The organism is Microcoleus sp. bin38.metabat.b11b12b14.051 (assembly GCF_013299165.1).
GTDB lineage: Bacteria > Cyanobacteriota > Cyanobacteriia > Cyanobacteriales > Microcoleaceae > Microcoleus.
This window is the reverse complement of sequence record NZ_JAAFKD010000001.1, coordinates 141,132-154,787: the sequence shown is the minus strand read 5'-3', so window position 1 is coordinate 154,787 and position 13,656 is coordinate 141,132. Positions and strand designations below refer to the sequence as shown.

Annotated in this window: 13 protein-coding genes; 8 read left to right on the top strand and 5 right to left on the bottom strand. The window is 45.3% G+C overall.

Going from position 1 to position 13,656, the window contains the following annotated elements; genetic code table 11:
- Window positions 1-102: 102 nt before the first annotated feature.
- On the bottom strand, window positions 103-540 hold the full coding sequence (locus QZW47_RS00685) for a CAAD domain-containing protein (protein WP_293122204.1): 438 nt from the start codon (window positions 538-540) through the stop codon (window positions 103-105).
- A 196-nt stretch (window positions 541-736) separates the two neighbouring features.
- Window positions 737-1,741, bottom strand: coding sequence for a 2-hydroxyacid dehydrogenase (locus QZW47_RS00680; RefSeq protein WP_293122201.1), 1,005 nt, complete (start codon window positions 1,739-1,741; stop codon window positions 737-739).
- A gap of 249 nt (window positions 1,742-1,990) precedes the next feature.
- On the opposite strand from QZW47_RS00680, the gene QZW47_RS00675 reads away from it, so the two are divergent.
- Window positions 1,991-2,995, top strand: a complete 1,005-nt coding sequence (locus QZW47_RS00675; protein WP_293122198.1) for an ion transporter — start codon at window positions 1,991-1,993, stop codon at window positions 2,993-2,995.
- A gap of 149 nt (window positions 2,996-3,144) precedes the next feature.
- Here QZW47_RS00675 and QZW47_RS00670 read toward each other — a convergent pair whose 3' ends face one another.
- The 3 genes from QZW47_RS00670 to QZW47_RS00660 form a co-directional block, all read right to left on the bottom strand.
- Window positions 3,145-3,879 (bottom strand): ABC transporter ATP-binding protein, encoded by a 735-nt coding sequence (locus QZW47_RS00670; protein ID WP_293122195.1) that lies wholly within the window; start codon window positions 3,877-3,879, stop codon window positions 3,145-3,147.
- 123 nt (window positions 3,880-4,002) lie between these two features.
- On the bottom strand, window positions 4,003-4,662 hold the full coding sequence (locus QZW47_RS00665; protein WP_293122193.1) for an energy-coupling factor transporter transmembrane protein EcfT: 660 nt from the start codon (window positions 4,660-4,662) through the stop codon (window positions 4,003-4,005).
- Complete coding sequence (locus QZW47_RS00660) at window positions 4,655-5,581, bottom strand: energy-coupling factor ABC transporter permease (RefSeq protein ID WP_293122189.1); 927 nt, start codon at window positions 5,579-5,581, stop codon at window positions 4,655-4,657. The genes QZW47_RS00665 and QZW47_RS00660 overlap by 8 nt, the downstream gene beginning before the upstream one ends.
- Before the next feature lie 632 nt (window positions 5,582-6,213).
- Between QZW47_RS00660 and QZW47_RS00655 the strand changes: the two genes are divergently transcribed.
- From QZW47_RS00655 to QZW47_RS00625, 7 genes are all read left to right on the top strand, one after another.
- Window positions 6,214-6,846, top strand: a complete 633-nt coding sequence (locus QZW47_RS00655; RefSeq protein WP_293122186.1) for a hypothetical protein — start codon at window positions 6,214-6,216, stop codon at window positions 6,844-6,846.
- Between the two features lie 158 nt (window positions 6,847-7,004).
- Window positions 7,005-7,478 (top strand): hypothetical protein, encoded by a 474-nt coding sequence (locus tag QZW47_RS00650; protein ID WP_293122183.1) that lies wholly within the window; start codon window positions 7,005-7,007, stop codon window positions 7,476-7,478.
- A gap of 19 nt (window positions 7,479-7,497) precedes the next feature.
- Window positions 7,498-8,232, top strand: coding sequence for a hypothetical protein (locus QZW47_RS00645; RefSeq protein ID WP_293122181.1), 735 nt, complete (start codon window positions 7,498-7,500; stop codon window positions 8,230-8,232).
- Window positions 8,233-8,449: 217 nt separating this feature from the next.
- Window positions 8,450-8,884, top strand: coding sequence for a ferritin-like domain-containing protein (locus QZW47_RS00640; protein ID WP_293122178.1), 435 nt, complete (start codon window positions 8,450-8,452; stop codon window positions 8,882-8,884).
- 311 nt (window positions 8,885-9,195) lie between these two features.
- Window positions 9,196-10,146 (top strand): FTR1 family protein, encoded by a 951-nt coding sequence (locus tag QZW47_RS00635; protein WP_293122176.1) that lies wholly within the window; start codon window positions 9,196-9,198, stop codon window positions 10,144-10,146.
- 718 nt (window positions 10,147-10,864) lie between these two features.
- On the top strand, window positions 10,865-11,608 hold the full coding sequence (locus QZW47_RS00630) for a response regulator transcription factor (protein ID WP_293123356.1): 744 nt from the start codon (window positions 10,865-10,867) through the stop codon (window positions 11,606-11,608).
- 922 nt (window positions 11,609-12,530) lie between these two features.
- Window positions 12,531-13,580, top strand: coding sequence for a chlorophyll a/b binding light-harvesting protein (locus QZW47_RS00625; protein WP_293122174.1), 1,050 nt, complete (start codon window positions 12,531-12,533; stop codon window positions 13,578-13,580).
- The last annotated feature ends 76 nt before the right edge of the window (window positions 13,581-13,656 follow it).

Sequence of the window (13,656 nt, the reverse complement as noted above, 5' to 3'; positions counted from 1 at the left end):
CAATTACCAGTTACCCATTCCCCGCTTCCAATTTTCTCAACTTTCATCCTTGATATCCGTTAAGTGCGTTAAACAATCCGCCGCCGAAATTCCAGGACTTAGTTAGGAATTTTGACCGATCACTTGTTCCTTGAAAGAATCAATTTCCGTTAACAATTCTTGGCGAGTAGAAGCTTTGAGCATATACCGGTAAACAAACCAGCCTGTATATCCCATGCCGATCAACTCAAAAAATGGAGCTACCAAAGGCACATCATTAAGAGCCTCTAAAACTCCCAGCATTACCTTGATACTGACACCGCCTGCCAGGATTAAACCAATAGTTACCAGAGGTTTTTGATATTCAGTAAAAAAGTTTGAGAGATAAGCTGGAAGTTCCGACAAAATTGTGAGAATTTGGTCTTTAATATCTTCGAACTGGCTCGCTGGTGTTTCTGAGGTTGTGATTGTAGTTATGACCCCAGGCTTGTCGCTCACTAGGTCTACTGTCACAACTTCAGTGATGGTTTGCGTGTCGTCAGAAAAGTTAGCTTGTGTCATGGGATAATTCCTCGGTTGTCAAGTAAAGTTGCACGCTTTGAGTTACTGCCAGTATAGTTATCTGGCAATTAGCACAGCATTCTGGCTGCTGGGGCTAATTGATGAGATTAAGGCAGAGCTTCACCAATGGCAAGCAAAAATAACGATCTGACTTGATTCTAAACAATTCCCCCCGCTGACAAATCGCTCTTTTGACTCATTTTTTCAATCGATCGAGGTCGATTTGATTGCCAGAAGTACGCCCTCGTTCAAAATCGGTGATATTGCCGATCGTGGTTTCGGCGATATTTTGCAACGCTTCCTCGGTGAAAAAAGCTTGATGTCCCGTAATCAGGACGTTGGGGAAAGTCAGCAAGCGCTGAAACACGTCGTCTTGAATCACCTGATTTGACAAATCTTCAAAAAACAGATCCGTCTCTTGTTCGTAAACATCTAGCCCGAGATAGCCAATTTTACCAGACTTGAGCCCTTTGGTAACAGCTTTAGTGTCAATCAACTGACCGCGGCTGGTATTGATCAACATCATCCCCGGTTTCATTTGCTCGATCGCCTCTGCACCGATTAAATGATAAGTTTCTGGTATCAGCGGACAGTGGAGGCTAACAATATCACAAGCAGCCAACAGTTCCGGGAGCGCCATGTATTCCATCCCCAGGGCTTGACAATCTGGATTTGGCGAAACATCGTATCCCAGCAGGCGACACCCGAATCCGTGCAGAATTTTGGCAGTCAGGGCGCCTATTTTGCCAGTCCCGACGATGCCCACCGTTTTAGCGTGGAGGTCAAAACCCAACAAGCCGTCTAAGGCAAAATTGCCTTCGCGGACGCGGTTGTAGGCGCGGTGGATTTTGCGGTTGAGCGACAAAATCATGGCGACGGCGTGTTCGGCGACGGCGTAGGGAGAATAAGCCGGAACTCGGACAAGAGTTAAGCCTAAATCGCGGGCTGCTGCTAAATCGACGTGGTTGAATCCGGCCGATCGCAGCGCCAACAAGCGCACCCCATTTTGGGCGATCGCCCCCAGCGTTTTTGCGTCCAAAGAGTCGTTAACGAAGGCGCAGACGACCGGAAATCCCGCAGCTAAAACGCTCGTTTCCAGGTTCAAGCGCGGTTCAAAAAACACCAACTCGTGTTGGCCGTCGTTGGCTGCTGTCAGAAAAGTGCGATCGTAAGATTTGGTACTAAATACGGCTACCTTCATAATTTTTGCCTGCAAATCCAGTAATAGTTGGCAATTCTTTCCAGATTAACTCTCTTTCCTTACCACAAGTCCATTGCCTATAAAAAACCCCGTTTCCCTTAGAAATATGGGGTTTCGCAACGATAGCATCTCTGAAGCAACCCGATTTTTAGCTCGATCGCAAATCCTGCTGACTTTTTGAATAAAACTTCTTAAACTATAGTAAAGCGCACGCGACCATTAATTACTAAATTTTCAGGAGAACAACCGATGCGTCCACAACTCAGACCAATAATTTATGAAATTTTAGAATCCTCAGAAAGCAGCAATTTCTACAGTTTAGCCGATGACGTTATTATTATTTTTTTGACACTGATAAACGTTGCAGCTTTTATTGCTTCTACTTCACCAAGCTTGTTCCTAGAACATAAAACGATCTTGGAAAACATCGAAATCATTTCATCGTTAGTATTCACACTAGAATATGTTTTGAGGCTGTGGGTGTGTACCATCGATCGCAGATTCACTCACCCACTTTGGGGAAGATTAAAATACGCTTTGACGCCGCTAAGTCTAATCGATTTAATTTCAATTTTACCATTTTACGCTTTGCTGCTTTTCCCCGGTTTAAGCTTCGTTAATTTAATTCGTTTAGTGCGTTTGTTGCGATTGCTAAAGATGAGCAGATATTCAGAGTCTGTCCGAACTCTGGGAGCAGTATTATACGGAAAAAAAGAGGAGCTAATCGCCACTGCTTTTGCAGTTTTTATTCTGTTAATATTTGCGTCTAGCGTCATGTATTTTGTTGAATACGAAGCGCATCCAAAAGCTTTTGGCAGCATTCCAGATGCCATGTGGTGGGGAGTTGTGACATTAACTACTGTCGGTTACGGCGATATTTATCCGATCACTCCTTTAGGCAAATTTTTAGGAGCAATATTAGCTTTTTTGGGGATAGGGATTTTTGCACTGCCGGCGGGCATAATTGCTTCTGGTTTTTCGGAGGAATTGCAAAGGAAAAAGCAGGAAAAAATGGGAGTTAATTTAGATCAATCGGCTAATTATCAATCGGTACCAATGCTGGGGGAAGTCGAGGTTAGTTTTGAACAACAGCAAAAGGCGATCGCACTTTATGTCGAAAGTTCCGCAGAGTTGATGCAGATTTGCATCAACTCTGCTAAACAGAAGTTAGGAAGTCAGATTGAGAATGAACAAATCCTGCGCGATTTAGCTATTCATCTTTACAACGATGCCGTGCGCAAGTTCGAGCTTTAATTCCATTCAGGTTCGTAGTGAGGACTTTAGTCCGCATCAAAGAAAGGACTAAAGTCCTCACTACTAACCTTGGACAGATAAGTTCGTAGTGAGGACTTTAGTCCGCATCAAAGAAAGGACTAAAGTCCTCACTACAAACCAATGACTAATTACCAATCTGGCGGCAAATTGTAATGCTCAAGAGTGGATTTATCTTTCAGCAATTCTTGAGTTTGTTCATCCACCCGAATCTGACCATCAGCCAAAATTAACGCCCTTTGAGTCGTTTTCCCAATCCAGTTTAAATCGTGAGACGCGATCAAAATTACCTCGATCGGCAATTGCGACAAAACCTTAGCCAAATGACGGCGCCAGGAGGGGTCTAGTCCGTTGGTCGGCTCGTCTAAGATTAAAATGGCAGGCTCTAATGCTAAAATTGCGGCTAATGCTGCTAACCTTCTTTGACCCCCAGACAGTTCGTGGGCGGAACGGTTGGCAAATTCGACTAAACCGAATTCGTCTAATAAAGCTAAAGCTCGATCGCGCGCCACGCCCAGCGGTACTCCATAATTGCGTGGCCCGAACATCACATCCTCCAAAATAGTCGGCATAAATAGCTGATCGTTCGCATCTTGAAAGCAAAATCCAATTTGCCTCCGCGCTTGCGATAAAGTCGCCTGTTCCAGCTTGGTTCCCTGCACTCTTACCTCGCCAGATTGTGGCATTTTCAATCCGATCAAGTTTTCTAGCAAAGTGCTTTTCCCAGCACCAGTTAAACCGAGTAAAGCAACTCTTTCTCCCGGTTTTAAGGTGAATGAAATTCCTTGCAACACAGGTTTTTGCTGCGGGTATCCGAATACTAAGTCCTGCACTTCAATTGTTGTGGTCACTTTGAGATCAGTCAATTTTTTTGCCTCGATTTTTGGATTAAGAGTTTTTAACCGCAGAGGGCGCAGAGGGCGCAGAGAGGGGAGGGGAGAAGGAAAAAGATAGAGGCATGAATTAATCAATTTCCTATGCCCTATGCCCTAGGCCCAATTACTGTAAGAAGCTATTGTTAATCCGGCTGCGGTTAAAATCGCGAGTGTCACCCAGAGTCGCTCTTTTGGCGTGGATTTTGAGTCAGTCGGCAAACTTCCTTGATAGCCACGAATCATCATGGCTGCGTGGACTCTTTCGGCGCGATCGAGACTTCGCAAATAAAGCGCTCCGATCATGGAAGCACTGGCATAGCGCAGCCATCCTCCCGTACCAGATAAGCCTCGGAGTTGGGCGGATCTTTTCATGCGATTGACTTCTGCTAGCAGAATTTCTAAGTATTGTCCGGCTAAAAGTACAATCTCTTGCAAGCCTGCTGGTAACGGCAATCCTTTGAGCGCAATTCCGAAACTATGAGGTGGTAAAGTTAATAGAAAACTGTTCATAATTAGCAGGCAAATTAGGGAACGTAGCAACAGAAAACTCGCTCGTTCCCAACCTTGGGGCAGCACTAATAAGGATAGAAATAGCAATTCTGCTCCCAACAGTTGCGCTAGGGTTCGCAGCGGAGCTCTGAGCCAAAATGACCACAAAAGTGCGATCGCTCCATAAATCCCCAGCCACAGCCAAGCCCCAGTCTTCATAAAACCAATGCCGATGACAATTGTCAAAGACAGCCGCAGTCGAAAAGGTATGGAGAGTTTAGACATCTTTCGGTTTTACCAATTGAGCAATACCAAAGGCCGCGCCGAAGCTGACGGCTGAGCCTAAAAGTCCGGCAATGCTAGTACCGATAGGCTGTTCTTCTAATCCTTTAACTTTGTAATCTGCTAAAGGAGTAGGGTTTTCGATTGCCGCAGATTCTTTATCTTTAAAGCCATATTTTTCGGCTACCGAATCTAACCCATCAGGCCAACTAGAAGCGAACAGGGAAAGCACGCCGGAGATTAATAATACTCCCACTACTGGTGCTAGCCATTTCTGCAATTGTGGCTTTTCTCCCGGCAGTAAATCCGGCCGCACTTTGACGAGATAAGTTAAAACTCCGCCTGTAATTACCCCTTCGCCAATGCCAATTAAAATATGTACGCCTACCATTGCGGGCAATGCAATATTCAGCGGTACTGTACCAGAAATTGCGAGTTCGATCGCACAACAAACCGAAGCAGCAACGACGCTAAGGGCGGCAGCGATGCCCGCAGCTAGGGGCAAACGATTTCGGGAACCTCCCAACAGTTGCTGTAACGGCTGTAACAACCACCAGCCAACCCAAATCCCAACTAGCCCCATGTTAAAAATATTCGCACCCAGGGCTGTGATCCCTCCATCGGCAAACAAGATGCTTTGAATTATGAAAACCGTACTCATTGCCAAAGTTGCCGCCCAAGGGTTCCCCAAAACCACGGATGCCAGCGCGCCTCCCAACAAGTGCCCGCTGGTGCCGCCGGCTACGGGAAAGTTGATCATCTGGGCTGCAAACACGAAAGCTGTAGTTAATCCCATGATTGGGGCTTGCCGCAATCCCAGACTGGCGCGGGTTCGATTGAGGGCAACTGCAATTACTGCTGCACTTGCTATGCCGGTGGCAATAGCTACGGGCGGTGAAAGAAAACCATCAGGTATGTGCATCGATATATCAAAAAAGAGATAACTGCCAACCCTTAAGTCAACTATTTTTTACAAAACTTTACAATCCCCTCAGGGGGCATTGGTGGGAGCGAGCGATCGGGGAAGTCGTGGCGGGCGATCGCTTATCCTGCAAAGCTTCTAGCTTAACAGCCAGAATTTTGACGAGTGGGGAGCGGAGATTAAATAATTCTTAAAAATTCATCAAATTTTGTACCTACAGCCCGTATTTTTGAGCTATTTGATAATAGTTATCAATAAATTTACAAATTTTCACTATCAAATGTATCAATATCAAAGATTGGATAAAAATCTTAAGAAATTATAAAATTTTTAATGAAAGCCAGTAATTAGTTTTATTCTCAACAGTTGAGAATAAATAGCATTAGTTAACGGATAACAAAAGCTGCAAAATTAGCTCCAAGCTAGTCAAGGCAAGGATTTTTGGTATTGGCAAAACTAAAAACTCAGATGTTATTGCTGTAAATCTATGTGAAGCGGTGTTTGGGCGGTTGTCGATCGCGTGCAAGTGCGATCGGCTATTTGGGCACCAACCGCATTCTCAAGAGACTTAAAACACTAATGCAATAATTCTCAAGTAATTTCCCCCACAACCTACAGGAGGTTTGCCAGCAGTGCAACACTCAACGCCAGACTCAACTACCGATTTAGTTCCCTCAGAATTTCCCAGACAGCTAGATATCGCGCAAGTTACTATCTACGGACTCAGCTTTTTATCCGCCGGTTTATTCCTGTTTTTACCTTTAGTTAACCTATTGCATCCGAGCCCTTGGCAGCGGTGGATGGGAGCAATTCACGGCATGGGTGCAATGTTGGCATTAGTCGTCATGGTTTATACAGGACATCTCGCATTTCCCTTAATGCGGGGTGCCGGTAAAATATTGCCTCAAATGCGTACTTTAGCATTTTGGTCAACTCTTTTGAGTTTTTTAGCCATTTCTACCGGCAACTGGGCTTATATGCGTTATCGGGCAAGCGCAGATTTTGGCGGAGCTCGCGCTTGGCTGAAAGAAAACTCGCCTTTAGGGCAGTACGTTTTGATGGAATATCACGAATTTAGCGTGCTATTTACCTTGCCTTTGACAGTAGCTTGCGCGTGGATTTTGTGGAACTACGGCGACTCAATTTTAGACAAGAAAAATCGCCCGGTTCTCACAGCAACCTGTGTCGCTTTGGCAGCAATTATGTTTTTTGCAATGGGCGGCATGGTGAGCGGACTTGGTGTTGCTAAAATTCGCGCTTTGTAAGTTTTTAGTGACTTTAACTAATGCAGGACTTACGAACAGATAACGTAATTATGTCATTGCGAGGCTGACGAAGCAATCTCAAACCTTGATTTTCGGCGCTCAGTGTGTAAGTCCTATAATGACTGATGAATAATGACTAAACTTAGGAGATGGATCAAATGACAAGACAGTTATATCAGGAAAATTCCGCCGACAGTGAACCAGCGTATGGCAAATTTTGGAGCAAATTAAAACGCTTTCCGAGCGGTTTATCTGAAGGCTCAGAAACTCCACCTAGTGTCAGTGGCCCGGCGGCAGCGGCATTAATTAGTGCAGCAATTGGCTGTTTCACAATGATGGTAACTCACCACTTTTCAGACACATCCAAAGCCATAGAGAAAATGGTTTGGAATCTTGGCACTTGGATTCCGGGAAGCAAGACTGGTGATGAATTGTGGGGCAACATCGGCAGTTATACAGGCAAGGAAACCATGTTGCTTGTAGGTTGGCTTGTCAGTTGGCCAATTCTCTATACTCTCTGGAAAAACAAGAACATCAAAAGTCGCACCATATTTTTATGGATGATTAGTTTGTTGGTTGCTGCGACAGCTATGTGCTGGCATCCTCTATTCCCCTATTTGCCGTTAACTTAAATAATCTGAGGTTTGATTGATGGAAACGAAAAATAAGCCACTCCCAGCGAAGGAGATGCACAAAATAGTTTGGGCTTGTGTGGGAGTTTTGACTCTTTGTTTTGTGACTTATCCGATTGCGATGTTTCGCGTTACACAAAAAGAAAAGTTTCGCGGTATTTACGTCAAATCTTTGACAATAGAGGGGAAAAAGCCTGATGGTACGGCAGCAGATGTTAAGGCTGTTGCGAATAAGCCGGCGGAATCTGCTATTGCGAGTAGTGGTGTGCTTCCGGCTGTAGTTGCTGACAGTCTAAAAAATCTGCCTGAAAAGTCTCCTGATGTTGCGCCTGTTGCGAATAAGTCTGCTGAAACCGTTATTGCGAGTAGCGGTACAGACAAGACTGTGCAAGCTGTGCCTGTATCAGCAGGTAAGCAGGAAGCTCCGGTGGTTAATGGGACTAATCAGACAGTGGAAATTACCGATCGCACCCAGCTACAAGAGTTAAGCCTGAAATTGTACGATCGCATTAATCAAGGTTGGCAAACTAGCCCTACCTTCACTCAAAATCTAGTGTATCGCGTGAGTGCGAGTCTTGACGGGGCGATCGCAAATTTTGAGCCACTCAATCAACCAGCCAAAGATTTCACCCAAGAAACACCCCTGCCAAATTTGCAGAAGTCTTCCCAGCCTGAGAGTAACAGTGGTGCAGTACCCGCAGCTAAGTTGACCGTAGTGTTTACTCCTAGCGGAGTATTAGAAGTTAACCCCTAACTGACGCCAAAAAACTATCCGGTAAGGTGCGCGACGCGCGCCTTGCTTGGCAATTTTTTTAATCAGAATAAAAGCCCAATATCTATGCAGTAGGGTGCGGAGTCCGCACCCTACTGCATAGATATTAAAAAAACACTTTTTGCCTAAATTCCATTCAATCAAAAAATATGATATCCTAAGCAGTGCGCTTTATTGCAATCTACATCAAAAACCACAAATGAAAGAACTTGACGAGAAAAAAACCCAAGAACTGCTAGCCACCATCATGGAATGGGAACTAGCAGGGGTTGTGCGCTACACCCACTATGCACTGATGGTGACAGGCCCAAACCGCATTCCCATCGTACAATTTTTTCAAGCACAAGCAACTGAATCTCTGCTCCACGCGCAACAAGCAGGAGAAATTCTCACAGGTTTAGAAGGGCATCCCAGCCAAAAAATTGCCCCAATTGAAGAAACCTACAAGCACTCGGTGAAAGACCTTTTGGAAGAAAGTCTAAATCACGAAAAAAAAGCACTCAAAAAGTATAAATCTTTACTTGAAGTCGTGACAGACGCCAGCGTTTACTTGGAAGAATACGCCCGCACCCTAATCGGTCAAGAAGAACTGCACCAAGTAGAACTCAAGAAAATGCTGCGAGATTTTAGTTAAGCAATGCAATAGTTATTAGTCCTTAGTTATTAGTCCTTAGATACACCCCAACCGCCTTAATAAAACCTCCTGCTTTCTTTCCCCTTCCTTAGCATCTTCGCGGTTCAATAATCTTAGGATTAAAAACTAAGGACTAACGACAAATTAACCAGGGCTATTTCATTCTTTGTAGGGGCAATCCCCCTGTGGTTGCCCCGATGCCCGAAATGAACGATAACTCTTCGGTGGGGGGTAGGCACGGGGGCACTACCCCTACAAAACCCTCGTTTTTTCGAGAATGAAATAGCCCTGCAAATTAACCAGTATAAAAAATGAACTTTAGTGAAGCCCTACCAACTTTTGTAATTACCCTGCGTGAAGGTGTGGAAGCAGCCTTAGTCGTGGGAATTGTACTCGCTTGTCTCAAAAAAGCTCAGCAAAGTCACCTCAATTCTTGGGTATATGCAGGAGTCGCAGCCGGCATTGCTGCTAGCGGTTTTGTGGGTGTTTTATTCAATGGGTTGCTAGCAGCACTATCGACATCTAATCAGCCTTACGCACCAGTATTTAAACAGCTATTAGAGGGCGTGTTGGGACTGGTGGCGATCGCCATGCTAAGCTGGATGCTAATTTGGATGACTCAGCAAGCCCGCTTTCTGAAAGCTGAAGTTGAAGGAGCGGTGACAGCAGCTTTAACCAAAAACACCAATGCCGGCTGGGGCGTATTTGGCTTAATTTTTATTGCGGTACTGCGCGAAGGTTTTGAAACAGTCATCTTTGTCAGCGCTCAATTTCAGCAAGGTTTAAGTCCGGCTTTAGGCGCTTTGGGCGGTTTGACAGGGGCCGCAATCATTGGCGCGCTGCTGTTTAAGTGGGGCGTCAAAATTGATATCCGCCTGTTTTTCAAGTTTATGGGAATTTTGTTGCTGTTAATCGTAGCAGGTTTGGCGGTGTCGGCGCTCAAACATTTCGACGCTGCGGCTGCAATTTTGTCACAGATTGATAGCAAGTATGCAGGGATTTGTGTTTTTTACGATCGCACTGCACAACTCCACTCTTGTATTCTAGGCCCGATGGTGTGGAATGCAGCCGGAGTTTTGCCCGATCGCGAATTTCCAGGAGTGATTCTCAAAGCACTGTTGGGATACAGAGATCGAATCTATCTTTTGCAAGCTGTTGGTTATACAATATTCTTACTAACAGTCGGCAACCTTTACTTCCAAAAATTAAACCCTCAAGCGACTGTTCCCTCCCCAAATACTCAACCTGCTCGCCCTCAGTAGCCTTTCTAGCAGTTTTTATCCTTTGTTTTGCTGCTGCAAGCGCGATCGAAAAAATTCCAGAATTGCCAAAAAAAATCCACCCAAGATTTCCAGGTTGGGGGATTGATTATTAAACTTATATGTGATATCATCTAATAATGGAAATAGTGCTTATTTTTTTATAAATGCTCATATTTCTATTATTCAATAATACCGTCAATAGCCCTAAAAAGCAAGTGCGAATCCTCAAAAAAAAGAAAATTTTTCACTAAACTTAACAAACTAAAAATTAATAGTTAACGCTTAACAGATGTCTCAAAGACGGGGCTTAAATGGTACAGCATTTAAACTGTATATTTCAATGACCTGTTCCCCAGTCGGCAAATCCACTCTCCGAATTCTGCTTTCTCGGTCGATCGCCACAGACAATCTCTCGCACCCGCAGCAGCTTACCATTGGCGCCATTGTCTGAAGTCGCAGGTGTACCCACAAAAAACTTGAAGCTGTTCTGGTAGGCCCAAAAATCTGCCCCCAGCAAGATTTTTTGTCGAACAGTCTTCTGATAAGCGCTCAAGATGGCTTATAATTAGTACAAGAATATTTACAGAGTTCTGAAAGTTCTTAATGAACCTTATAATCCTTAATGAAGCTTAAAATTAAAAAATTGCTCCTTAAAGTTACCTGGAACCCCCAGAAGGCTGTAGCCTCCGCCATCTGGTTAGCGGTGAGATAAATGATGATGCCTCGGATACTTGTTATTGATGATGACGCGGCGATCGCCGAACTCGTAGCCGTCAACCTAGAAATGGCTGGCTACGAAGTCACCCAGGCAGAAGACGGCATCAAAGGTCAGGCCCTGGCAATACAATTGCTGCCCGACCTGATCGTGCTAGACCTGATGCTACCTAGAGTAGACGGATTCACAGTCTGTCAGCGGTTGCGGCGCGACGATCGCACAGCCGACATTCCAGTCTTGATGTTGACAGCCTTAAGTCAAACCCAAGACAAAGTAGAAGGCTTCAACTCCGGCGCCGACGACTACCTGACCAAACCCTTTGAACTAGAAGAGATGCTGGCGCGAGTGCGAGCCTTACTGAGGCGCACAGACCGCATCCCCCAAGCAGCCAAACACTCAGAAATCCTGAATTATGGCCCCCTGACTCTTGTCCCCGAAAGGTTTGAAGCTGTTTGGTACGTTAATACCGTCAAACTGACTCACCTAGAGTTCGAGTTGCTGCACTGCTTGCTCCAGCGCCACGGTCAGACAGTCTCTCCCAGCGAAATTCTCAAAGAAGTGTGGGGTTACGACCCTGACGACGACATCGAAACAATTCGCGTGCACATCAGACACCTGAGAACCAAAATGGAACCAGATCCCCGCCATCCTCGGTACATCAAAACCGTATACGGGGCGGGTTATTGCCTAGAGTTGCCCAGCAACGAGCAAGTAGCCGAGGAAAGCAAATCCTCTGCTACTTGCTAGCGCGCCAGATACCATAAGCAGTTAAAAATCCAACTAGAAAAGCCTGAGAGCAAACGCTCTCAGGCTTTGTTGTTTAGAGTTTGAGTTGACATCCTCACCGGGAGTCAACGCCACGGTGATTTCCAAACCTCACGATTTAGGTTTCTGCTTCATCGCAACCGCCTCAACCCACAAGGAGTTTTATGGTCTTATGTTAGCTCCACAGACTATCCCCGCTAGCCCAGCGGTTCTGATGTGTCGAATACCAAAAAAGGAATTCTTATGTTCTGTTTTGAGTCTAGGGATGTTTTCCATTGCCCCGTCGTCTTTTCCCGGTCTACCGATTTTTCTGCCCCGTTGGGAAATATCGCAAGCTTTGGTGTGAGGGTTTATGTCTCCATCGTCACGGGTGGGTCATTGACCATCTCAATCTTAACAAAAACCTCGAATTAAAGCCGTCCTAGAAGAACGGGGTTTCCACCCACATTTTCTGATGAATATGCCGACCAGTAGCCATTAACTCTCTTGATTCAGAAAAAAATAATCCCGCACCCCTTCTAGCCCCACTTTTATCAAAGCTTGCCCAGAAGAGAGTACCGGATTTCTTGTGCCACCTTGTCTTTTCCGAGAGGATTAGATAGCTACTTAAACAATATCCTACCCTTAATAAGACTATTTATCAATAAAATCTCGAATATTGACCTAATTGCTATTTGCCATAACCCGAAATAAACTTCCAATCGAGCCTCAAAAGCAATCACACACTTAGCTTCATGATTTTTTATACCATTTAGTTACATATCTTAACTAAAATAAGTGAAAAACTTTATCAAATAGCTCTTGACGAAACTCCTAAAATTGTTGATTATCTATATCAATAAGCGGTGAACGCTTAAAACTCAACTGACATCTTTCACAAGAGGTAAATCGCCCCGTGACAAGCATGGCAAAAACATCCTTCCCAGCCGAAGGAGAATCATTTCCCTGGTGGGCCGGCAACGCCCGCTTAATCAACCTTTCCGGTCGCTTACTGGGCGCACACGTCGCCCAAGCCGGTCTCATCGTCCTCTGGGCGGGAGCTTATACCCTATTTGAGCTTTCCCGTTTCAACCCAGAATTGCCCATGTACGAACAAGGCTTAATCCTGTTGCCTAACTTAGCCAGACTCGGCTTGGGCGTCGGTGCGGGAGGCAAAATTGTCGATACTTATCCGTACTTTCAGATTGGTGTTATACACCTAATCAGTTCAGCCTTTCTCGGCTTCGGCGGCATCTTTCACTCGCTCAAAGGGCCAGAAACCCTCGAAGAAAGAACTCCTTTCTTTGGCTACAAATGGGAAGACGCAAATAAAATGACCACTATCTTGGGCATCCACCTAGTTTTGTTAGGTGTTGGTGCTTTCTTGTTGGTGGCCAAAGCTATGTATTTCGGTGGTTTGTATGATACCACGATCGGGCAAGTGAGGGTAATTTCGGAACCCACACTCGATCCCACTGTGATTTTCGGCTACCTGTTCGGTGCAGGTGGCAAAAACTGGATTGCCTCTGTTGACAATCTCGAAGATGTTGTCGGCGGACATATTTGGGTCGGAATCCTCTGCATTGCCGGTGGCTTGTGGCACATTCGCACTCAGCCTTTTACTTGGGCCAAAAAACTGTTCGTCTGGTCAGGAGAAGCTTACCTTTCTTACAGTCTCGGCGCATTAGCCTTAATGGGTTTCATCGCCGCCTACTTTGTCTCAGTCAACACCCTGGTTTTCCCAGTTGAATTTTTCGGCCCAGCTTTAAACATTGGCATCCAACAATTTCCCTATTTCGGTAGTGGAGAAGTTTTGACTTCTCGAACTTGGCTAGCAAACGCTCACTTCTGGCTGGCTTTCTTTGTTCTGCAAGGACATTTCTGGCACGCTTTGCGCGCGGCAGGATTTGACTTCCGCAAAGGCGAAGTTGTGCAACCGATGCGTGGAGATGTTCGCGCTAATGCAGCGAGTTAACCCAGAATTTACGCGCGGGGGTCAAAAACCCGGTTTCTGCATCGACATTTCTCGAAACAAGCGACGACTTTTGTGA